Raw genomic sequence first — 21,510 nt, forward strand, 5'->3', positions numbered from 1 at the left:
GTCCCGGCTTTGCCAGAGGAACTCCGTATGGCGGGTGCCGTGGCGTTCCGAACAGCCGCGCCAGAACATCGCCCGGCGGATGCCGAAACCGTTATAGAGGTGCGGCAGTTGTGACGACATACCAAACGAGTCCGGCAGGTAGCCAATCCTCATCGGCGCGCCGAACGCCCGGCAGTCACGCAGCCCATACAGCAGGTTGCGCAGAATGGATTCGCCGGAGACGATCATGGTGTCGGTCTGGGTATACCAGGGGCCGATCACCAGCCGCCCGGCCGCCACCAGCGCCCTGACCCGCTCACGGTTCTCCGGGCAGACGGCAAAATAATCCTCGAGGATGGCGGTCTGCCCATCCAGCACATAGCAGGGGTAGGCGGCGTCCTGTTCCAGCCGGTCGAGGATTTCCGCCATATTGTTGACCAGCAGAATGCGCGAGGCTTCGGCGGTGAAGTACCATTCGCGGTCCCAGTGCATATGGGGCGTGATATAGACCTGAGATAATCCCTTCATCGGGTGTCCTTAACAGAAAAGTAAAAGGCTTAAGAGGCGGAGCCGGCATGAACCTGATAGCGCCCGCGTTTCACGGCATGGGTACGCCAGAGGATCAGCGCCAGCGTAGCGATGGCCGTGCCGAGCAGCGCGGCCCCGAGCCAGACGGCACCGGCCAATAGCGCCCCCAGCCCGTTGGGATGCAGCAGGAATAGCGAGAAAATGCCCGCCCCCGGTGTGGAGAGGCCGATGCCTGCACCGCCGACCAGCGCGCCGGTCACCACTGACCCGAGCAGGAATGACCCGATCACCCGCACCGGATCGTCAATCGCCATCGGGATCGCCCCTTCGGTGATCCCGGCCAGCCCCAGCAGCCAGGTCGATTTGCCGGTTTCAATCTCAAACGGCTGGAACAGCCGCGGTGCCAGCAGGGTCGAGGCGGTGACGGTAAAGGCAGACACCATCTTCACCGCGCCGAAAATCGCATACGGCCCGAACACGCCGTTGGCCATCGCGCCCAGGCAGAAAGCGTAGGCGGCTTTGTTCACCGGGCCGCCCAAATCAAACGAGCACATAAAGCCGATAATCGCCCCCAACAGCAGCGCATTGGTGCCGGAGAGGCCGTTCAGCCAGGCGGTAAGGGCGTTATTGAGCCAGGCCACCGGTTCGCCAATCACAAACAGCATCAGGCTGCCGGCAACCAGCGTGCCGATCACCGGGTAGAGGTAAAAAGTCAGGAAGCCGTTGAAACGGGCGCCCAGCCGCAGATGCGTTTTGACCCCGCGCATCAGGTAACCGGCCAGCAGCCCGCCCACCACACCGCCCAGAAACCCGGCACCGATCATGTTGGCCGCCAGCCCGGCGGCAAAGCCCGGTGCCAGTGCCGGTTTGTCCGCCAGCGACCAGGCGGTGTAGGCCGCCAGCACCGGCACCATCAGGGTGCCGAGCAGCCCACCCCCTAATTTGCGGTAGAACCACAGCCAGGAATTCTCCTGTTCAAACAGGTGTTGCAACTGGAACAGTTGCGCCAGCAGCACTGCCACCGCCAGCACCGTGCCCCCGGCGACAATCAGCGGTACCGCAAACGAAATACCGCTCAGCAGCGCCTGTTTCAGTTCGGTTTTCACGCCGGGGGGCGCCGTGGCGGGCGAACGGCCTGACGCAGTGCCGGGCATTTCACCTGCGGGCTGGCTGCCGCGCGCCACCGCCTCCCGCAGCAATGGCTCCGCCTGTTTAAACGGCGCGGTGACCGGCACCGTAATCTGCGGCAGGCCGTCAAACCGTTCCGGCTCTTTGACGGCCACATCCACGGCAAACACACAGGCCGCCGCCCGCTGTAATTGTGCGGGCGTAATCCGCCCCTCGATGCCGTTGGCCCCCTGCTTCTCCACGCAGACCTCAATGCCCAGTGTGCGCCCGGCGCGCTCCAGGTATTCGGCGGCCATGTAGGTATGGGCAATGCCCGCCGGGCAGGCGGTGACGCAGACCACGCACGGCCGCTCGTGCCCACCCTCCGGCGCAACCGGCGTGGTGGCCGGGGGCGAAAGCAGCGCCAGCAGGGCGGCCGGGGTGGCGGCCTGCAACGCCGCGGCGCGCACCTCCTCATCCACCAGGGCAGTGGTGAGCTGGGTCAGCAGCTGCATATGGGTAGAACCGGCCTGGTTGCCGGGGATCGCCAGCAGGAAAATCAGGCGCACCGGCTCCTCGCCGTCGATGCCCGCCCACATGACGGGTTCACGTAACGTTGCCGCCGCAAACGCCGCCTCACGTACGGCATCACATTTGCCGTGCGGTACTGCCAGCCCTTCGCCGAGCGCCGTGGCCCCTTGTGCCTCCCGCGCGCGCACCGCGGCCAGAAACGCGGGCGCGTCATACAGCTTGCCTGCGGCGGCCAGTTTGTCGGTTAAGTACCGGATGGCGCTGTCGCTGTCGCTAAAATTTGTCTGCAAACAAATTAAATCAGGGTGGGTAAGTTGTCTTAATCTTGTATTGTCTGATGCCATAGGAAAGTCTCCCCCGTTAACCCGAGACCGGCGAATGGTGCCGGTAGCCTGTAAAGCGCCGGTAGCGTAGCAACCTCAGCGAGATGGGTTCGTGAAGGGTATCAAACAAATCTAAACACAGTATTTATATTGTATTAATACAAATTTAATCAGTATTAAAAGGTATTATCCGTGCTGCTGAAATTTGTTTGGCTCCGTGCCGGGCAGTCAGGTTATTCTTCGGCAGCCTTTCTCTGTGTTGGAGTTTTTGAATCATGACGAAAAAACCGCTCTACCGTGAAATTGCCGATACCTTGCGTGAACAGGTGGCGTCCGGCCGCCTGAAAGCGGGCGATGCCCTGCCGACGGAAGCGCAACTGGTTGAGGAGTTTGGCGTAAGCCGGGTGACGGTGCGGCAGGCACTGAAACTGCTGACCGAGCAGCAGGTGATCGAGAGCATTCAGGGCAGCGGCCGTTATGTACGTGAGGAACGGCTGGACTATGACATCTACCAGCTCACCAGCCTGGATGAAAAGCTGGCCGACCGGCAGGCCTCCTACAGCGAAGTGCTGGATTTTGCCATCGTGCTGCCGGACGAGCGGGTACGCACCGCGCTCAGGCTGAGTGAGGGTGAGCGGGTTTACCATGTGCGGCGGCTGCGTTTTATCCAGCAGAAACCGGCGGCGCTGGAAGAGACCTGGATGCCGCTGGCGCTGTTTCCTGACCTGAGTTACGAGGTGATGCAGTCATCAAAATACCACTACATCGAACAGGTGAAAAAGTGGGTGATTGACCGCAGTGAGCAGGAGATCCTGGCGGTGATGCCAACCGAGACCCAGGCCCAGGCGCTGGGCATTGACCGGCACCAGCCGGCACTGGAGAAAGTCTCGATTGGCTTTTTGCAGGACGGCACGGTGTTTGAGTACAGCCGCAACCTGTTTAAAAGCAGCGATTACCGCTTTACGCTGGTGGCGCACCGCCGCCGGGCCTGACGGCCCTGCCCTGCCCCCGCGCCTACCCCTGCACGGCACCCGGCTGGCCGAGCAGCTCGCGGTAGATCATCAGGTTTTCCGGGTCGAAACAGACAAACAGCACCTCTTCAATGGCCTGGTCGGTGCTGAGCACGGTGCGGGTGACGTCAATGGCAATCTCAGCCGCCTGCAATTTCGGGAAACCATAAATGCCGGTGCTGATATTGGGAAACGCGACCCGGCGCAGGCCATGCTGTGCCACCAGATCAAAACTGCGCAGGTAGGCGCTGCGCAGCAAATCCGCCTCGCCCTGGTCCCCACCTTCCCAGCGCGGCCCGACCGCGTGGATCACCCATTTGGCCGGCAAGTCACCGCCGGGGGTAATGACGGCGTCACCGGTTTTGCAGCCGCCGACCCGTTTGCAGGCTTCCAGGATCTCCGGCCCACCGGCGCGATGGATAGCCCCATCGACGCCACCGCCGCCCAGCAGCGAGGTGTTCGCGGCATTCACAATGGCATCCACTTCCAGCCGCGTGATGTCACCTGACAACACGCCGATACGATCATTCAGCATAACGCTCCCCTTGTGGTTAATAGTCCGCCTTTTTTCACAAAAAGGGCCTGCCCGGTGACGGACAAGCCCTTACAGTGTAGACGTTCTTACCGTCAGCCTTTGATGGTTGACACCACATTCAGCTGCTGCGCATCCGGCAGGATGTTCATGTGCTCCATCACCTGCCCCATGATCTGGCCGAAAATCGGCCCGGCCACCGAGCCGCCGAAGTGCTTGCCCGCTTTGGGGTTGTTGACCATCACCACCAGCGCCACCCGCGGGTTGCTCGCCGGGGCCACCCCGGCGGTGTAGTTGATGTAACCGCCGTCATATTTGCCGCTCTTGCCCATTTTTTCGGCCGTCCCGGTTTTGATCGCCAGCCGGTAGCCCGGCACGGCGGCACTCAGGCCGCTGCCGCCCGGCAAGGCATCGCTCTCCATCATATGCACCACGGTTTTCACAATCTCCGGGTCCATCACCTGCTTGCCCATCACCGGCGGCGTCACTTTGGTGATCGACAGCGGGCGGTAGACGCCAAACGCGCCGATCGCCGCATACTCGCGCGCCATCTGTAACGGCGTCACGCGCAGGCCATAACCGAAGGAGAAGGTGGCGCGGTCAATGTTCGACCACATCTGGCGGTGCAGCGGGAAATAGCCGCTGCTCTCATTGCCCATACCCAGATCGGTCGGCTGGCCGAGGCCGAAACTGTGGTAGACATCCACCAGCACGTTGGCCGGCATCGCCAGCGCGATATGGGAAACGGCGATGTCACTCGATTTTTGCAGGATGCCGGTCACTGTCAGCTCCGGCCAGTTGCCGACGTCACGGATCAGATGCCCGTTCACCCGGTACGGGTGGGTGTCGAGCACTGAGTCCGGGCGGATCAGGTGGCGCGCCAGCCCGGTCATCACCACCAGCGGTTTCACCGTGGAGCCGGGTTCGAAACTGTCGCTGCTGGCGACGTTGCGGATGTTGCCGGGCGGCGTGTCAGCCAGGTTATTCGGGTTAAACGACGGGTAACTCGCCATGCCGAGGATTTCGCCGGTATTGACATCCACCAGCACCGCACAGCCGGAATCCGCCTGGTTCAGCAGCACCCCGTCGCGGATGTGGGAATAAAGCACATATTGCAGGAATTTATCGATGCTCAGCGTGACGTTGGGCGGTGCCACCGGGTCGATGTTTTTCAGCAGGCCGATCACCGCGCCGTGCCCATCTTTCTGGTAGACGCGCAGGCCGGGCTTGCCCTGCAACAGGTGGTTGAAGCCGAGCTCAATCCCCTCCAGCCCCTGGTTATCCATGCCGACGATGCCGACCAGCGCGGCGGCGTCCTGCCCCATCGGGTAGAAGCGGCTGAAATCCTGTTGGGTGCTGACGCCGGTCAGGTGCAGCTTGGTGACATACTCCGCCACCTCGGTATCGACTTTATGGGCGGCGAACAGGAAGCGTTTATGCGGGTTGGACAGGATCATCTGCTGCAACTCGCTGAGCGGCATCTTCAGCACGCTGGCGAAACTCTGCCAGCGTTCATTATTCAGCTGGGTGTCCGCCTCCAGGATATGTTTCGGGTCGAGGATGATGTCACGCGAGGCGACGCTCACCGCCAGCGCCTCGCCGTTGCGGTCGGTGATCATGCCGCGGTTGGTCGGCACCACCTGGGTGCGGATCGACCGCTGGTCAGCCTGGTCGGTCAGTTGTTTGTCATTGAGCAGCTGTAAATCCCCGACGCGCGCCACCAGCAGCACGAAGCAGACCAGGATCCCGGCGCAAATCCAGACAAAGCGGGCGGAAGAATAGTTCTTGGCGGAGGCCGGGCTTTTGGCCGAAGCCGCCGCTTTCTTACCGGGCGTCGCCGGGCGTTTCTTTTTCATGGGGTTCTCAGCAGTCAATCGGGGCGTCCTGCTCGCGCAACCGCGCAGCGGGTGACAGATTATTATTTAATTACAGCGGATTACAGCGCCCGCAGGCGCTAATCCGTTGCTGAATGTAAGAAAGCGGCAAGAAAGGTTTTTACTGTGGGAATAATCGCCAGATGGCCCTCAGCGGGCCGGGTCGGCAATCTGCTGCCCGGCGGCCACGTCCGCGTGTGCCGGGTCGAAAATGTGGTCGAGGATGGCGCGCGCCGTCGGCCCGGCCACCACGCCGTCCCCGCCGCCGTTCTCCAGGATCAGCGCCATCGCCACTTTCGGGTTTTTATAGGGCGCAAACAGCGTGTAGAAGATGTGGTCGCGCAGCCGCACCGGCACCATCCTGGCGTTGTAGGTCTGGTTCTCTTTCAGGCTGAACACCTGCGAGGTGCCGGACTTGGCGGCAATGCCGTAAGGCGCGGTGTGGAACAGCTTATAGCCGGTGCCGTTCGGCGCGTTGGCCATGCCGAACATCGCCGCTTTGACGATGCCCCAATAGGGCGAATGCGGATCGCCAATTTGCTCTGCGCTCTCCGGCGGCGGCGTATAGCGTTCCACATGGTTCCCCCCTTTCACCGAGTAAAGCAGGTGCGGCGGTTTGACGCTGCCGTTGTTGATAAGGGTGGTGAGCGCTTTGACCATCTGGATCGGCGTAGCGATCCAGTAGCCCTGGCCGATGCCGACCGGGATGGTGTCGCCCTGGTACCAGGGCTTTTTATGCACGCGCTGTTTCCACGCCCGGCTCGGCAACACGCCCTGGTACTCTTCGTTGAGGTCAATGCCGGTAGGCCTGCCGTAACCAAATTTGCTCATCCACTCGTGGATGCGGTCAATGCCCATCTCATACGCCACCTGATAGAAGAAGGTGTCGGCAGACTCCTCAATCGCCTTGGTGACGTTCAGCATCCCGTGGCCGCTTTTCAGCCAGTCGCGGTAGTGGCGTTTGGAGCCGGGCAGCACCCAGCTCGGCGCGCCGAAGAAGGTGGTGCCGGGGGTGATCACCCCGGCGAACAGCGCGGAGATCGACATATAGGGTTTCACCGTTGACGCCGGCGGGTACAGCCCCTGCGTCACCCGGTTAATCAGCGGCAAATCGGGGTTGCTGAGCAGGCTTTTGTACTGTGTATAGCTGATGCCTTTCACGAAGGGGTTCGGGTCGTAACTTGGGCTGGAGACCATCGCCAGAATGCCGCCGTCGCGCGGGTCTTCCACCACCACGGCGGCGCGCTGCCCCTTCAGCACTGATTCAATATATTGTTGCAGCGGCAGGCTCAGCGAGAGGTAGATATCTTTACCGGCCTGCGGCGGCTGCTCTTTCAGCAGGCGCACCACCCGGCCGTGGTTATCCACTTCCACTTCCTGATAGCCGGTTTTGCCGTGCAGCACATTTTCGTAGTAGCCCTCGATGCCCTGCTTGCCGATGTTGTGGTCGGCGGCATAGTTCTCGGCGATGCCCGCTTTCGCCAGCCGTTGTTCATCGCGGTCGTTGATTTTCGAGACATAGCCCACCACGTGCGCCAGCTGGGCACCGTAGGGGTATTCGCGCTGCTGGTAGGTGTCGATGGTGACGCCGGTGAATTTGAACTGGTTTACCGCAAAGCGCGCCACTTCACTGTCATTCAGTTCCATTTTCAGCGTTACCGGCTTATAGCGGCTGGTGTGGTGCACGGCATCGCGGAAGTCGGCGATCTCCTGCGGCGTCAGGTCCACCATCGGCGTCAGCGCCTTCAACGTTGCCTCCATATCCTCCACTTTGCCGGGGATCACCTGGATCTGGTACAGCGTGAGGTTATGCACCAGCGGAATGCCGTTCCGGTCGTAGATCAGCCCGCGGCTTGGGGCGATCGGCAGCATTTTGATGTCGTTCTGGTTGGAGCGGGTCTGGTAGAAGGCGTGTTGTTTGACCTGAAGGCGGTAAAGGTTCGCCACCAGCACCCCGGAGAGCAACAGCACCACCCCAAAGGCCACCAGCGCACGACGGATAAAGAGGCGGGCTTCCGCGGAGTAGTCACGGAAAGGGTGCTGATGTTGCTCAAATAGGGCCATGCCGGGGTGATTACCTGTCTGCTTTGGGACGGCATCTGCCGCCGGGCGCGGCGGGCGGATGTTTTCAAAAGCGGGCAAGCATAACGGGCGGGGCGCGCGATGGATATGAAAAGGTTGCTAATTATATGGGGGGAGTGTTTCAGGGTGTTTAAATGTAAATGGGGGGGCGTGGGGAAACGCCGGGGTTCCTTTTTCTCTTTTCCCTTGGGATCGAGGTTTGTTGCGTTGGCTTGCGAGTGAAGTCTTTCTGCGGCTCCGCTGCCGTCATAGGGTTAGTTGGATGGTTTCGGTTGCTTATGTGTATTTGCCTACCCGGCTTTCTAAGCCTCAACCGAGCAGGGCCTGCCGGCGCGCCGGCCCTGCACCCGCGCACTTTCGGTGTTCCGGCAGAATTATTGCCCGCGCTGCGGGTCCCCTCCTTCGGCCTCCAGGCTGATCGGGCCGGGCCAGACACGCTCCCAGCGTGGCTGTCCCTCTCGCGGACGTCCTGTCCGCTCGCCCGGCCCTCCGTCCTCGTCGGCAATAATTTTAATGCCCCCACCAGACTGCAAATCATTAGGTATGTAAGGAAATAGTAGGCGGCGATTTCTTCACAGAATGCGTATATCTTTTCGCCCTGCGTCTCAACTCGGCAATGATTTTATGCCTCTTACTTTCTCCTTTATGTGTTGATAAACAAATAATGTAATTTGTGACTTAACCACGTTTTTTGTATGTGCAGGGTTTTACAATCCCCGTGTTTTTTACACATTAAAGGAAAATATTTATGGCAATTCCTGTATATCTTTTTCTATACGATAAAGACGACTCAATGGTTAAAGGATCAGTTGATGTTTTAGGCCGCGAAGGGAGCATCGAAGTATTGGAGCTAATGCAGACAGTCGCAATGCCCGTAGATCGATTGACAGGGAAGATAACTGGAAAACGTATTCATACACCCTATGCTTTTGAAAAAATAATAGATTGCTCAACACCCTATCTCTATCAGTCTCTTACTACGGGTAAAACTTTTAAAAAGGCTGAGTTTGTTTTTTATAAAATAAACTTCTCTGGTCAAGAAAAAGCCTATTTTAAAACAATCCTTGAAAATGTCAGAGTGCAAGGAATAAATTCTTTTTTGTTAGACAGTCAAGATCAGCGTTGGGAAAAGCATACTCACCATGAATATATTGATATTAGTTATGAGGAAGTGACGTGGCATTACTTGGATGGGAATATTATCCATTCTGACAGTTGGAAAAAGCGCGCTTAAAAGGAGGAAGAGATGACTTGGGAATATGAAGTAACGAGTTGCCTGTTTTATAGGAATGGTACGCCAAAACATCGCGCGCTTTATGCCGGTGCCCGTCATTATTATAATGATCCTAGCAAAGAGTGCGTTTCAGATAAGGGGCCATTACCGCGGGGAAAGTATACTATCGGCGCACCTCATTACAGTGAAAAAACGGGGAAATATACGTTAGATCTGACGCCCCACAGCAGTAACGCTATGTGCGGACGTTTTGCATTCAAAATACATGGCGAAAGTGCCCGCAATCCTGGAGGGGCCTCGCAAGGATGTATCATTGCCGTCTTTTCTGTACGTAAAGATATCTGGGACAGTGGTGACAGGGAGCTGGTGGTCAGGTGATGAAACAGAGGCTCAAATTTATTGGATTGACTGCATTAGGGTGCTGCTTTGCGCAATCGGCAACGTTAACCGGTGCTAATGCCTGGCTTGAAGAGGAGTGTGCCGGGGACAATGGCCAGCTGGAGACCAGGCAGCCGTTGCCCGACATTTTTACCGCAGGCGGTACCCAGGTGGTGCTGGAAGAGACAACCCTTGACGATATTCAGCGCCTGTTTGGCGGCTCCGTTCAGGAGAGCGGCCAACGCCGCTGGGTTTGTTATCAGGATAAGCACGAGAACCGGGCCTATTGGTTTATCTCTTATTTACCGATGCAACAAGGCCGGGTCTCATCGCTGGCGATCACGCCACTCGCTGACCACAACATGTGCGGACAGCCGGGCAAACCGCTGCATGTCACCGGCGTTACACTCCCCGCACCCGGCGCAGATCTCACCGTTATCAATCATCATTTCCAGGCAGCCATAAAGCCCGGCTCAACCTGTGCCTCCCTTTTTCACAGCCGTGAGGCAGGACAGTTCACCGTGCTAAACAGCGTCTCTTATCGGTTTGTGCACGACCACGCCGTCGGCATGATGTTCAGCCAGGTCACTACGAACTAGCCTATGCTCAAAATGAATCCCCCCTACTCTTTCCTTACATACTAAAAGATTTGCAGTCTGGTGGGGGCGTAAAAATCATTGCCGAGTGGAGCCGCAGGGCCGGTCGAGCACACAAGGATGTGTGCGAGAGTCGCAGCCACGCCGGGAGCGTGTCTGCGGCGGCCCGAACAGCCCGGAGGTGAAATGAGGGTCACCCGCGGTAGCGGGCAATGATTCAGCCAAAACACCGAAAGTGCGCGGGTGCAGGGCCGGCGCGCCGGCAGGCCCTGCTCGGTTGAGGCTCAGAAAGCCAGGCAGATAACGACACATGAGCAACCGAAACATGCCACGTCACTCATCAAAACGTAACACTATGCGCGTGCCCATGAGCAACCGAAACATGCCACCTCACCCATTAAACCCATTAACCATCACCCTCACCATCAAGCATCACTCTCCTTCCCACTGAACGACGAAATCGGCTTATCCACCTCCCTCTCCATCCCCGCTGCAAACGCCCGCAGGCCGTTCAGCAGCGGCGTTACCGCCCGCCACAGGCTCTCATCGTTCAGTAAGTGGTAAACCCCCGTGATCCCCGGCGCCTCTTTTTTACTGCCCTCTTCCGGCTGCGGCCGCCCGACCGCCTCCAGCCCGTCTTTTAAGGCAAACACCACTTTATAGAAGGTTTCCGGCGGAATGCTCGACAGCGCCATCATCAGCACTGACAGGTTTTGCACCGCGTTCAGTGTGCCGGGCTTGTTCAGCCCCTGCGCCAGCACGCCGGCAATCTGGTTATTGGCGGCGACCACATCATTGGCGAACCGCAGCACGCCGTGGTGATGCAGCGTGTGCACCAGCTTGTGTAACTCCTCAAACGCATCCAGCCCGATTTTGGGTGGGGTGACATCATGGTCAATCGGTTCGGCCATCAGAATCTCTCCGGGTTGGGGGATTTCAGCGGGATCGCGACGTAGTCGTCCTGCGCCCACTTCTGCTCCACCGGCACGTGGCTGAGCGGCGTGCGGTGGCCATAACGGAAATTGTGGTCGGGCAGCGGCACCGAGGCAGCCGGGCGCGCCAGCACCTCCAGCTGCACCGCCACCTCTTTATACGCCGGGGTGTTGACGTCCGGGTCATGGTGCTCGCCGGTGAGCTTGTTCACCCCGTCTTTGCCCTGGTGGATCGGCAGGAACAGGCTGTTGCCCTGCACCCGGTCTGTGACCAGCGCCGGCACCTCAAGCGAATCCCGCCGCGAGGTGACTTTCAGCCACTGGCCGGACGTGATGCCGAGCCGGGCAGCCAGTTCCGGGCTGACCTCGACAAACCAGTGCGGCACCAGCCAGCGGATGCCCGCGACCCGTCCGGTCTGGTTATTGCCCTGGAACATCTCCAGTAACCGCCCGTTATTCAGCGTATAAGGATAGTCGGCGTCCGGCTGTTCCGCCGGGGCCTTGAAGGTGAGCGGGTAGAGCCTGGCTTTGCCGTCATCGGTGTGGAACCCCTGGGTATAAAGCAGCGGTGTGTCGGTGCCGTCCGCCGCTACCGGCCATTGCAGCGAGGCCCAGCCCTCGAGCCGCGCGTAGCTCACCCCGGCAAAGATCCCGGCAATCGAGGCCACCTCGTCCATAATCTGCGACGGATGGGTGTAGCCCCAGTCATGCCCCATGCGTTTCGCCAGCTCGGTGAAGATCCACCAGTCCGGGCGGCTGTCGCCCAGCGGCGGCATCACCTCATAAAAGCGCTGGATGCGCCGCTCGGTGTTGACGTAAGTGCCCTCTTTCTCCACGCTCGGGCAGCCCGGCAGCACCACGTCGGCAAACTGGGCGGTGCGGCTGAAGAAGATGTCCTGCACCACCATGAAATCGAGCTTGCTGAAACCGTCATGCACGTTGGCGGCGTCCGCATCCGCAAACGCCGTCTCTTCGCCGGTGATGTACATCGCCCGGAGTTTGCCCTGATGGGCCGCCTGCACCATTTTGAAATTGTCCTCGCCTACCTGGCCGGAGAGCGCCTCCGGGGCCACGCCCCACGCTTTCGCCCATTTGGCGCGCACTTCGGGGTCGGTGACTTTCTCATAGCCGGGGTACTGGTTGGCAAGGCAGCCGAAATCACTGGCGCCCTGCACATTATTGTGGCCGCGCATCGGGTAGCCGCCGGTGCCGGGGCGGCCATAGTTGCCGGTGACCAGCAACAGGTTGGAGAGCGCGGTGCTGGTGTCCGCGCCGTGGCTGTGCTGGGTGATGCCCATCGCCCACAGGATGCACACCGATTTCGCCCGGCCAATCATCTCGGCGGCGGCCACCAGGTCGGCCTGCGCAATGCCGGTCATCTCTGCGGCGTAGTCCAGGGTAAACGGCGCCAGCGAGCGGCGGTAGTCTTCCACCCCATTGACCTGCTGCGCCAGGAAGGCGTCATCCGCCAGCTGGTGGTCAAACATATAGCGGCTGAGCGCGCTGGCCCACACCAGATCGGTGCCCGGCGTAGGGCGCAGGTAGAGATCGGCCCGCTCGGCCATCTCATGTTTGCGCGGGTCTACCACCAGCAGCTTATGGCCGTGGTGCTTGCGCGCCGCCTTGATTTTGGCGGCGATCACCGGGTGGTTCTCGGCGGTGTTGCTGCCGACGATCACGATCAGTTCCGCCTGCTCAAGATCGCTGATGCTGCCTGCGTCACCGCCGTAGCCCACGGTGCGAAACAGCCCTTCCGTGGCCGGGTTCTGGCAGTAACGCGATGAGTTGTCCACGCTGTTGGTGCCGATGATCAGCCGGGCAATCTTCTGCGTCAGGTAGGCTTCCTCATTACTGCCCTTGCTGGAGCCGATAAAGCCGATGCTGTCCGGCCCGTGGATATTGCGGATCTCCAGCAGCTTCTGCGCCACCTTGTCCAGCGCCTCGTCCCAGCTCGCCTCGCGGAACTTGCCGTTCTCACGGATCAGCGGCATGGTCAGGCGCTCTTTGCTGTTAACGAAATCCCAGGAGAATTTGCCCTTCACGCAGGTGGAGATGCCGTTGGCCGGGGCTTCGGCCACCGGCTGCACTTTTAAAATTTCGCGATCGCGCGTCCACATCTCGAAGCTGCACCCGACGCCGCAATAGGTGCAGACGGTTTTGGTGCGTTTGATCTCCGGCTGCCGCCAGTGTGCGTCAATCACTGAAATGCCGCTGATGATCTCCGCGCCGGTGGTGTTCTCAATCGCTTTTACCGCGTCAATCAGGTTGCGCTTCAGCGGCTGGTCCATGTTGGTCAGCGGCCCGGCGTCCGGCTGCATACTGGTTTCCAGCAACGCATTACAGGGGCAGACGGTAACGCAGTGGCCGCAACTGACACAGCTCGACCCGGCGATGGTGGTGCCGCCGTCCCACAATACCCGCGGGTGCGCCATGCTGTAGTCGATGCTCAGCGTCTCGTTGACTTCAACGTTCTGGCACGCCTCCACGCAGCGACCGCACAAAATGCACTGGTCCGGGTCGTAGGTGTAGAACGGGTTGGAGTGATCTTTGACGTAAGGTTTGCGCTTGTATTCGTAGCGCTGGATCGGGATGTGCATATCCACCATGGTGTTATGCAGTGTGCAGTCGCCGGTGTTGTGCTCACACACCGTGCAATAGAGCTCATGCTTGGCGAGGATGCGGTCCATCCCCTCATGCTGCGCCGCATGGGCCTCCGGTGTTTTCGCCTTGATGGCCAGGCCGTCGCGGGTGCGCAGGGTGCAGCCGCGCACCAGCTCATCGTCCACCTCCACCCAGCAGACGTCACAGGTTTGCAGCGGGGTCAGCGCCCGGTGGTAACAGACATGCGGCAAGGTAACGCCTTGCTCTTGCAGGAAATCGATCAGCGGCTGGTCAGCTTTGCCGGTGAGCTTCATGCCGTCATAGGTAATGGTACAGAGTGCCTCGCTCATTCAACACTGCTCCTGTCACGGGTATCGGGAATGCCAACTAAGGGCTGAAAAAAACAAACGCTCAGGCTAACTGCCTGATTAACGGGTTTGTTTATAAGCGTAGAGGACGGCAGGCTATCTGCCACGGGCAGGACGCGGAGAACCGTTACCGAACGTTTCAGGGCAGGCGTGGTTCAGGGGAAACCGGGCGGCGGCCACCGCCCGGCGGGATCAGCGGCGGCTGAGCAGCAGCCAGACCAGCACGCCGCCCACCAGCCCCCAGAACGCGGCGCCGACGCCGAACAGCGTCAGCCCGGAGGCGGTGATCAGAAAGGTGACGATCGCCGCATCGCGTTCTTTCTCTTCCTGCAAGGCGCGGAACAAGCTGCCGGAGAGCGTGCCGAGCAGTGCCAGCCCGGCGATGGTGTGGATCAGCGCCGGGGGCAGCGCGCTGAACAGCTGGCCGATTGCCCCGCCGAACAGCCCGGCCAGCAGGTAGAAGCCGCCTGCCGCCACGGCCGCCATATAGCGGCGCGCCGGGTCGGGGTGGACGTCCGGCCCCATGCAGATGGCGGCCGTGATCGCCGCGATGCAGACGGAAAAGCCGCCAAACGGTGACAGCAGCAGCGCCAGCAATGCGGTCACGCTAATCAGCACGGACACCGGCACCCGGTAACCGGCCGCCTGGAGCGTGGCGATCCCCGGCGCATTCTGCGATGCCATCGTCACCACAAAATAGGGGATGCCGATGCCGACCAGCGCATGGAGGGTGAATTCGGGGCGGATAAACGGCGGCATGACCCAGGCGGTCTCCAGCCCGGTAAACGCCAGCGCGCCCTGCCCGGCGGCCACGGCCAGCCCGGCCGCCAGGGCCAGCAACACCGCAAAGCGCGGCAGCCAGCGCCGGGCGAGGAAATAGGCCGCGCACATCGCCCCTGCCAGCACCGGGGAGCCCTGGAGGGCGCCAAAGGCCTCCAGGCCGAAACGCAACAGAATGCCGGCCAGCATCGCCCCGGCGATCGCCGGCGGGATGATGTCCATCAGCCGGGCAAACAGCCCGGTGACACCGCACAACAGGATCAGCGCATTGGCGAACAGGAACAGGCCAATCGTCTCATTCAGGCTGGTGCCCGGCAGGCTGGTGGCCAGCAGTGCCGCGCCGGGGGTTGACCAGGCGGTCAGCACCGGGATGCGGTACCAGAGTGACAGCCCGAGCGACGAGAGGCCCATCGCCAGCCCCAGCATACTCAGCCAGCCGCCGATCTGCACCGGGGTGGCCCCTGCGGCGGCGGCCGCCTGAAAGATGATCGCCGCCGAGCTGGTGTACCCCACCAGCACCGCCACAAAACCGGCAATCACTGCCGACAGCGACAGATCGCGCAGGTGGATGCCCGGCCGGGCCGCCGTGATTTTTTCCATAAGTCTCTCCGGGTTAGCCGTGTGATAACGCGCACAGCCTGCACTATATCACCCACCGGCGCGGGATCCTCCGTTGGCACCGGGCCACCGGCCGGGTACGCCGTGGCGGGCGGCCCGGCAACCGGGCTGCGGTATAAGCGGCGTTAACCGGTTGCCCACCCGGCCGGCGGCGCACCGGTACAGGCGCAGGCGGGTGCCTGCCGTTGCGCCTCGCCAGGCAGCGAAATGCTGCCGCGCCATCGCGTTTCTGTGACGGAAATAACGGTTTTCATAGGCTATTTACCAAGACTGTTAAGTTCCTCACATTTTTGGAATATTTATTATTTTTCATCGTTTAACAATCAGCATCTTATGGTGCCGATAATGCAAATCTCCGGGATTTTGCTTTTCCCACAATGGCATAAGCCCTGTTCCTGACTACGCTTAACGCTGTAATTGCATGAAAAAACGGCACCCGGGGCGAGGATAATTTTTCAGAACCAACCTCCTGTGTACCGGCCGTGGCCGGACAGCCAGACGCCAGTGCTACCGGGTCGCCATGAGGAGTTCATACCCTGATTCTGGGTAATCTGACGGAAAATTTGCGAGGAACATGACATGACCAACTATGATGCCAACGTCATCACGGACAACCGCACGGCAAATGCCACGCTGACGCCGTTGAAACGGATTTCATGGAGCGCGGTGTTTGCGGGCGTGATCTTATCCATGGTGGCGTACCTGCTGCTTTCCATGCTGGGGACCGCGATTGGGGCCTCGACCATTGATCCATTACAAGAGGGCAATCCGTTCAGTGGGTTAAGTACCGGTGCGGCAATCTGGATGGTCGCCACGATCCTGATCTCCTGTGCTGTCGGCGGGTATGTTGCCGGCCGCCTGGCACAACGTGAAGGGATGCTGCACGGCCTGCTGGTGTGGGGCGTGAATACGCTGGTGTGCACCTACCTGGTGCTGACCGTGTTCACCAGCGCCGTCGGTGGTGCGGTGAATGTGGCCGGTTCCGGCCTGCGTGCCGTGGGCAGCGGCATCTCTAATGTCACCCCGCAAGCGACCCAGATGATCAAAGACCAGCTGCAACAGGCCAACATCAACCTGGATGACCTGCAAGGCGAGCTGGAAACCACCCTGCGCCAGACCGGTAAGCCGGAACTGCAACCGGAAAACCTGGAACAGCAGGCCAATACCGAAGCCAATACCGCCCAGAACCAGGCAACCAACACCGCCCAGGCCCCTGATCAGGCACTGAACCAGTGGCTGACCGGCGTGATGGGCCGTGGTGAAAGCACCCTGCAGGCTGCGGACGTGGATGCCCTGAAAAACATCATCAAGGCCCGTACCGGCAAATCTGACCAGGAAGTAGACCAGATTGTGCAGCGCGCCCAGCAGTCTTACGCCCAGGCTTACCAGAAATACCAGGAGCTGAAAGGCCAGGCTGAACAGAAAGCGCGTGAAGCGGCTGACGTGGCGGCTGACGGCATCTCCAAAGCGAGCTGGTATGGCTTCTTTATGCTGATTATCGGTGGTGTGGTTGCCGGGGCTGCCGGGGCATGGGGCCGTCGCACCCAGCCGCGTGCCGTGACCGCTGACCATCGCAAACTGTAATTCCGTACGGTTCTCCCCAACGGCCGGCGTTTGCCGGCCGTTTTTTTGTGCCCTTCCCCCCACGCCCCGCGCTTTTCCTGCCGCGCTGTCTGACCTGAGCTACGCTTATAACACCTTCAATTGACGGGAGTTATCTATGGCCTCTCCACCGCAAGATGAGTTCACCAGCCGCCATTACCCGGTCAGGGAGAATATGCGCTGGCTGCGCCGGGCCTTGTTCCTGGAAAAGCTCGGCTACCTGCTGTTGTTCAGTTTTATCGCGGCGGCGCTGCTGGGGGTGTTCTCCAATGGCTGGCTGAGTGACCGTGTGGACACCAACCCGGACCGCACGGTGCAGATCAAGTATGACCGCTTCGCTCGCCAGCAATCGGAAATCCAGCTGGTGCTGCATGTGTGGCCGCAGGGGCGCACCCCGGCGGTGGTGCAGCTCGGCGGGGATTTTGTCAATAACTATGAGATCGTCGCGGTACAGCCGCAGACGGCGCAGATGGTGACCACCGATCAAGGCATGATTATCACCCTGCCGACCTCTTCCGCCTCTGCGTCCACGGCCCTTTACCTCACGGTGCAGCCGAAATCCTTCGGCCACTACCACAGTGAGGCGCGCCTTAGCGGCCACCCGCCGTTACGGTTCTCCCAACTTGTCTACCCTTAAGAGGAGCTGAAACTCATGGATATGGTGCTGCGTGCTGCCTGTATGTACCTCTTTCTGATGCTGGTGTTCAAAATTGCCGGGCGGCGCACGATCCTCCAGATGACCTCATTCGACTTTATCCTGTTGCTGATCATCAGTGAGGCGACCCAACAGGCGCTGCTGGGTGATGATTTCTCGCTGTTTGGTGCCTTTATTACCATCGGTACCCTGATCGCCATCGATATTCTGCTTTCCATGCTCAAAGACAAGGTGCCGGCGGCTGACCTGCTGCTGGACGGCTCCCCGATTATCCTGATTGAGAACGGCAAAACCCTGGACAAGCGCATGGTGCAGCTGCGCATCAGCCTGGAAGATGTGATGGAAGTGGCGCGTCAGGAACAGGGGCTGGAGCAGGCCAGCCAGATAAAATATGCGATTCTGGAAACCAACGGCAAAATTTCGGTGATCCCGCAAAAAGAGGCGTAATGCCCTATTGCTGCCTGAAACGTTTTCAGTAGCGGACACTATTCTTCTGCGGTTATTCTTAAACAGAGGTTTAACGAAATCTTTACACTTACTGGGGATTAATGAGGTCAAATATTGAGCTGCCCGGCCGCAAGGCAGATGCCGCATGGCCTGTACGGCAGCCTGGTGCGAAACCGTTTGCCCTTAGGAGTAGCTTATACAACCCCCCCTCTGGTTGTATAAGTCAGTGGTAGGAGCAGATAGTATTAAACCAAATAGGATTTTGTGCTAACAATAAGGGTAGCAATTCACAATAACCCGCTGACAGAGTGAACTTTTATGGCGAATAAACGGGTGGTTCTATCGGATGTGGCTCGTCTGGCCGGCTTATCAAAAGCCACGGTGTCACGATATTTGAATAACAGTATCGTGCTGCCGCAACAGACCACACAAAGGATTGAGGATGCCATCAGCACATTGAATTACCGTGGTAACAGCCTGGCACGCCGCCTGAGCAAGGGCGGCAGTGAAACCATCGGGCTGGTTCTGCCAGAAATCAGTAACCCCTTCTTTGCTGAGCTGGCGGAGGCGGCTGAAGCGGCGGCTTCCGCCCATCAGTACAGCCTGGTGCTGTGCGTCACGCGCAACAATCTGGAAAAAGAGGTGCAGTTTATCCGCTGGCTGGATACCCGCCAGGTGGATGGCCTGCTGTTTGCCACCAACCGGCCGGACAACGGCGCGCTGCTGGCCGAATTGCAGGGGCAAAGCAACATCGTGCTGATCGATGAGGACATCCCCGGTGCGGACGTGCCGAAAGTCTTCGCCGACAACGTGACCGGCGGGCGGCTGGCGGCACAGCAGCTGATCGAGGCCGGGCACCAGCGCGTCGCGTATGTCGGCGGGCCGGGTGAACTGATGAGCGTGCGCGAACGCCATGAGGGCTTCCGGCAGGCACTGGCGGAGGCTAACCTGCCCTATCTGCCGGAGCTGGTGCTGTTCGGGGATTACACCCGTGAATTCGGCCAGCACGCGCTGGACAGCCTGCTGGCGCTGCCGGAGCCGCCCACGGCGATTTTTGCCGGCAGTGACTACCTGGCGCTCGGCCTGCTGGACGGGCTGCGCGCGCATAAGCTCAGCGCCCCGCAGGATATGTCGATCGTCGGGTTCGATGATGCCAACTACGCGGAACTCATTACCCCGCGCCTCTCCACCATCCGCCAGAATGCCGGCGAACTGGGGCGCACCGCCGTGGAATTGCTGATCAAGATGCTCAAAGAGGAGTCGCAGGAAACGCAGGAGAACAGCGTGGCCCGCATCCCGGTGCAATCGGTGAAGCGTGAGTCGATAGCCCCCCACGGCAACACGCCGCTGGATAAAGCCGTCTGACCTGACGGCCCTGCCGCGCCCGCGGCAGGGATCGTTCCCGCCTGGTATAACCTGTTTCCTGCCGCCCCTTACACCGGGCGCGGCCATAAAAAAAGCGGAGCCAACCGGCTCCGCTTTGCTGTTTCCCCACTGCGACACAGGAAAGGGAAAAGAGGGTATGGGGGATCAGAAACGGTAAGTCAGGTTAACGGCCACCACGTTATCGGTGCCCAGGCCCAGCGCGTTATCTTCATCCAGCAGGTTAATCTGGTAGTCCACGTAGGTGTACATGTTCTTGTTGAGGTAATAAGTCACGCCCACTTCCACATATTTCACCAGGTCGGCATCGCCTACGCCGTCAATCTCTTTGCCCCAGGACTGCACATACGCCACGGAAGGACGCAGGCCGTTCAGGAACTGGTACTGCGCCACCGCTTCCACGTTCTGGGTACGGTTGGCGTAGCCGCTGATGGCCACACCGGCATCCGTTTCACCGGAAATGCGGGTGGTGTTGCGGGTTTCCGCGTACATCGCCGCCAGGTAAACCTGGTTGGCGTCATATTTCACCGCACCGGTCCAGGCTTCAGCGCGGTCACCGCCGCCCACCACGGAATTCTTCTGGTTGGCGGTACGGTTGGCGTTGGAGTACGCCGCCGCCACGCCGATGCCGGAGCCGCCGATGTCCTGATAATCCACCGAGAAGCCATAGCCGTCGCCGTTGCCGCGCCCTTCATCCGCGGTGTTGTCGCGGTCATTTTTGCCCTGGTATTGCACCGCAAAGTTCAGCCCTTCCACCAGGCCAAAGAAGTCACGGTTACGGTAAGTCGCGAGGCCTGAGGAGCGCGCGGTCATGTAGTTGTCGGTCTGGGAGTAGGAGTCGCCGCCATATTCCGGCAGCATGTCGGTATAGGCTTCGGCGTCATACACCACGCCGTAGTTGCGGCCGTAGTCAAAGGAACCGTATTCGCCGAATTTCAAACCGGCAAAGCCCAGGCGGGTTTTATTGCCGTTTTGGGCATCGCTGCCCTCAGAGTTATTGGCCTGGACGTTATATTCCCACTGGCCATAGCCGATCAGCTGCTCAGTGATTTGTGTTTCGCCCTTGAAGCCAAAACGCACGTAGGTGCCGTCAGCGTTGGCGTTGTCAGTGAACACATATTTCGCCGCCACACGGCCATATAAATCGAGTTTATTTCCGTCTTTATTATAAATCTCGGCCGCGTGGGCTACGCCTGAGGCGGCAATAAAGGAGACCGCCAGGGCCAGGAGACTGCGCTTCATCATTATTTGCGTTTCCTTGATTTAAAGACTGCGTTTATCAGATCTTGTTTTTTGGTTATACGAAGCCGTTCTCTTTTTTCAGAGACTGTTTCAGATAACTATTTTTAGATAATGCGTTTTCAGGTAATGCTTTTTCAGAGTATGTTTTAAGGTAATTCTTTTTTCAGGTAACAGGGCGCCCTGCCATATTCGGTGAACTGGCTGCCGGCATTTTTCTTTATTGGCTTTTATTAAGATCAGCGTATTTCAAAATACGTCTGACGGTAAGCGGAAGAAACCATAACACTAAGCACAAAAAGTTAAAATGAAAAAATAACCACAGATATGTCATTTTCATGAAAATGAATGTAACTAAATGTAAATCACACCTTATGCGCTAACCTGCTGAATATTGTGTTTTTTTGTCTATAGGCTTGCTGTATTTTGGTGCACTGCACCTCTTTAGTGCAGATTCATGTCAGGGTGTTACAGGCAGGCTGAAAAAAATTGATCAGGAGTGTGAGGATGCTAACACCCTGCCCGTCAGGATGAATTTGACGGCTTCAGGGAGATATGCCTTATTTCCCGTGCCCTGTTATCTGTTCCAGAAAAAGTAAAACATCAATGTGATGAGGCGCACGCGTGTCAGCGAGTTGTCACCGTAAAGAAAGTGCCTGATTTTATTTTTTCCCAGCGGGAATATAACGGTCTGTTTTTGGCGGCAGGCAG

General features: G+C 59.3%; 17 protein-coding genes. 8 read left to right on the plus strand and 9 right to left on the minus strand.

Annotation, left to right across the window (positions count from 1 at the left end):
* The coding region (locus CYR52_RS21055) for a glycoside hydrolase family 38 N-terminal domain-containing protein (protein ID WP_479415234.1) at window positions 1–507 on the minus strand (507 nt) is incomplete at its 3' end.
* 29 nt (window positions 508–536) lie between these two features.
* Entirely contained in the window at window positions 537–2,489 is a 1,953-nt protein-coding gene (gene mngA / locus CYR52_RS21060; protein WP_101829366.1) for a PTS 2-O-a-mannosyl-D-glycerate transporter subunit IIABC, read from the minus strand.
* A gap of 254 nt (window positions 2,490–2,743) precedes the next feature.
* On the opposite strand from mngA, the gene CYR52_RS21065 reads away from it, so the two are divergent.
* Window positions 2,744–3,460, plus strand: coding sequence for a GntR family transcriptional regulator (locus tag CYR52_RS21065; protein ID WP_072929729.1), 717 nt, complete (start codon window positions 2,744–2,746; stop codon window positions 3,458–3,460).
* Window positions 3,461–3,482: 22 nt separating this feature from the next.
* Here the strand turns inward: CYR52_RS21065 and CYR52_RS21070 are convergent, their stop codons facing one another.
* The 3 genes from CYR52_RS21070 to mrdA all read right to left on the minus strand — a co-directional run bounded on the left by CYR52_RS21070 (window position 3,483) and on the right by mrdA (window position 7,948).
* Window positions 3,483–4,010 carry an O-acetyl-ADP-ribose deacetylase gene (locus tag CYR52_RS21070; RefSeq protein ID WP_206602317.1) on the minus strand — a complete coding sequence of 176 codons (528 nt, stop codon included), beginning with the start codon at window positions 4,008–4,010 and terminating at the stop codon, window positions 3,483–3,485.
* A 95-nt stretch (window positions 4,011–4,105) separates the two neighbouring features.
* Entirely contained in the window at window positions 4,106–5,866 is a 1,761-nt protein-coding gene (locus CYR52_RS21075) for a penicillin-binding transpeptidase domain-containing protein (RefSeq protein WP_079205268.1), read from the minus strand.
* Between the two features lie 168 nt (window positions 5,867–6,034).
* Window positions 6,035–7,948 carry a penicillin-binding protein 2 gene (gene mrdA / locus CYR52_RS21080; RefSeq protein WP_101829367.1) on the minus strand — a complete coding sequence of 638 codons (1,914 nt, stop codon included), beginning with the start codon at window positions 7,946–7,948 and terminating at the stop codon, window positions 6,035–6,037.
* A gap of 766 nt (window positions 7,949–8,714) precedes the next feature.
* Between mrdA and CYR52_RS21085 the strand changes: the two genes are divergently transcribed.
* Genes CYR52_RS21085 through CYR52_RS21095 form a run of 3 tightly spaced genes read left to right on the plus strand, consistent with a single transcriptional unit; the run spans window position 8,715 to window position 10,177 of the window.
* Window positions 8,715–9,200, plus strand: a complete 486-nt coding sequence (locus tag CYR52_RS21085) for an Hcp family type VI secretion system effector (protein ID WP_101829368.1) — start codon at window positions 8,715–8,717, stop codon at window positions 9,198–9,200.
* 12 nt (window positions 9,201–9,212) lie between these two features.
* Window positions 9,213–9,578 (plus strand): tlde1 domain-containing protein, encoded by a 366-nt coding sequence (locus tag CYR52_RS21090; protein ID WP_101829369.1) that lies wholly within the window; start codon window positions 9,213–9,215, stop codon window positions 9,576–9,578.
* Window positions 9,578–10,177 carry a hypothetical protein gene (locus tag CYR52_RS21095; protein WP_101829370.1) on the plus strand — a complete coding sequence of 200 codons (600 nt, stop codon included), beginning with the start codon at window positions 9,578–9,580 and terminating at the stop codon, window positions 10,175–10,177. The genes CYR52_RS21090 and CYR52_RS21095 overlap by 1 nt, the downstream gene beginning before the upstream one ends.
* A gap of 422 nt (window positions 10,178–10,599) precedes the next feature.
* Here CYR52_RS21095 and CYR52_RS21100 read toward each other — a convergent pair whose 3' ends face one another.
* The 3 genes from CYR52_RS21100 to CYR52_RS21110 all read right to left on the minus strand — a co-directional run bounded on the left by CYR52_RS21100 (window position 10,600) and on the right by CYR52_RS21110 (window position 15,455).
* Window positions 10,600–11,085: a helical membrane plugin domain-containing protein gene (locus CYR52_RS21100; protein ID WP_072929737.1), complete on the minus strand. Its 486-nt coding sequence runs from the start codon at window positions 11,083–11,085 to the stop codon at window positions 10,600–10,602.
* The gene (gene fdhF, locus CYR52_RS21105) at window positions 11,085–14,057 is read right to left on the minus strand and encodes a formate dehydrogenase subunit alpha (RefSeq protein WP_101829371.1); all 2,973 of its coding nucleotides are present in this window, start codon (window positions 14,055–14,057) and stop codon (window positions 11,085–11,087) included. The genes CYR52_RS21100 and fdhF overlap by 1 nt, the downstream gene beginning before the upstream one ends.
* A 210-nt stretch (window positions 14,058–14,267) precedes the next feature.
* The gene (locus tag CYR52_RS21110; protein WP_101829372.1) at window positions 14,268–15,455 is read right to left on the minus strand and encodes a benzoate/H(+) symporter BenE family transporter; all 1,188 of its coding nucleotides are present in this window, start codon (window positions 15,453–15,455) and stop codon (window positions 14,268–14,270) included.
* Window positions 15,456–16,052: 597 nt separating this feature from the next.
* Here CYR52_RS21110 and CYR52_RS21115 point away from each other — a divergent pair.
* The 4 genes from CYR52_RS21115 to CYR52_RS21130 all read left to right on the plus strand — a co-directional run bounded on the left by CYR52_RS21115 (window position 16,053) and on the right by CYR52_RS21130 (window position 19,542).
* Window positions 16,053–17,057: a hypothetical protein gene (locus CYR52_RS21115; protein WP_072929743.1), complete on the plus strand. Its 1,005-nt coding sequence runs from the start codon at window positions 16,053–16,055 to the stop codon at window positions 17,055–17,057.
* A 136-nt stretch (window positions 17,058–17,193) separates the two neighbouring features.
* Window positions 17,194–17,712: a hypothetical protein gene (locus CYR52_RS21120; protein WP_072929745.1), complete on the plus strand. Its 519-nt coding sequence runs from the start codon at window positions 17,194–17,196 to the stop codon at window positions 17,710–17,712.
* A 15-nt stretch (window positions 17,713–17,727) separates the two neighbouring features.
* Window positions 17,728–18,177, plus strand: coding sequence for a DUF421 domain-containing protein (locus CYR52_RS21125; RefSeq protein WP_072929747.1), 450 nt, complete (start codon window positions 17,728–17,730; stop codon window positions 18,175–18,177).
* A gap of 318 nt (window positions 18,178–18,495) precedes the next feature.
* Entirely contained in the window at window positions 18,496–19,542 is a 1,047-nt protein-coding gene (locus CYR52_RS21130) for a LacI family DNA-binding transcriptional regulator (protein ID WP_072929749.1), read from the plus strand.
* Window positions 19,543–19,707: 165 nt separating this feature from the next.
* On the opposite strand, the gene CYR52_RS21135 is transcribed toward CYR52_RS21130, so the two are convergent.
* Window positions 19,708–20,805, minus strand: a complete 1,098-nt coding sequence (locus CYR52_RS21135) for a porin (RefSeq protein WP_072929752.1) — start codon at window positions 20,803–20,805, stop codon at window positions 19,708–19,710.
* Window positions 20,806–21,510 lie beyond the last annotated feature (705 nt).

The sequence above is a fragment of the Chimaeribacter arupi genome, from assembly GCF_002858805.1.
In the GTDB taxonomy this organism is placed as follows: Bacteria; Pseudomonadota; Gammaproteobacteria; order Enterobacterales; family Enterobacteriaceae; genus Chimaeribacter; species Chimaeribacter arupi.

What these genes read in the sequence shown, in the direction of transcription:
- CYR52_RS21135 (WP_072929752.1), bottom strand. Translation starts at nt 20,805, where the DNA reads ATGATGAAGCGCAGTCTCCTGGCCCTGGCGGTCTCCTTTATTGCCGCC.
- CYR52_RS21100 (WP_072929737.1), bottom strand. Translation starts at nt 11,085, where the DNA reads ATGGCCGAACCGATTGACCATGATGTCACCCCACCCAAAATCGGGCTG.
- mngA (WP_101829366.1), bottom strand. Translation starts at nt 2,489, where the DNA reads ATGGCATCAGACAATACAAGATTAAGACAACTTACCCACCCTGATTTA.
- CYR52_RS21090 (WP_101829369.1), top strand. Translation starts at nt 9,213, where the DNA reads ATGACTTGGGAATATGAAGTAACGAGTTGCCTGTTTTATAGGAATGGT.
- mrdA (WP_101829367.1), bottom strand. Translation starts at nt 7,948, where the DNA reads ATGGCCCTATTTGAGCAACATCAGCACCCTTTCCGTGACTACTCCGCG.
- CYR52_RS21120 (WP_072929745.1), top strand. Translation starts at nt 17,194, where the DNA reads ATGGCCTCTCCACCGCAAGATGAGTTCACCAGCCGCCATTACCCGGTC.
- CYR52_RS21110 (WP_101829372.1), bottom strand. Translation starts at nt 15,455, where the DNA reads ATGGAAAAAATCACGGCGGCCCGGCCGGGCATCCACCTGCGCGATCTG.
- CYR52_RS21125 (WP_072929747.1), top strand. Translation starts at nt 17,728, where the DNA reads ATGGATATGGTGCTGCGTGCTGCCTGTATGTACCTCTTTCTGATGCTG.
- fdhF (WP_101829371.1), bottom strand. Translation starts at nt 14,057, where the DNA reads ATGAGCGAGGCACTCTGTACCATTACCTATGACGGCATGAAGCTCACC.
- CYR52_RS21130 (WP_072929749.1), top strand. Translation starts at nt 18,496, where the DNA reads ATGGCGAATAAACGGGTGGTTCTATCGGATGTGGCTCGTCTGGCCGGC.
- CYR52_RS21075 (WP_079205268.1), bottom strand. Translation starts at nt 5,866, where the DNA reads ATGAAAAAGAAACGCCCGGCGACGCCCGGTAAGAAAGCGGCGGCTTCG.
- CYR52_RS21065 (WP_072929729.1), top strand. Translation starts at nt 2,744, where the DNA reads ATGACGAAAAAACCGCTCTACCGTGAAATTGCCGATACCTTGCGTGAA.
- CYR52_RS21085 (WP_101829368.1), top strand. Translation starts at nt 8,715, where the DNA reads ATGGCAATTCCTGTATATCTTTTTCTATACGATAAAGACGACTCAATG.
- CYR52_RS21115 (WP_072929743.1), top strand. Translation starts at nt 16,053, where the DNA reads ATGACCAACTATGATGCCAACGTCATCACGGACAACCGCACGGCAAAT.
- CYR52_RS21095 (WP_101829370.1), top strand. Translation starts at nt 9,578, where the DNA reads ATGAAACAGAGGCTCAAATTTATTGGATTGACTGCATTAGGGTGCTGC.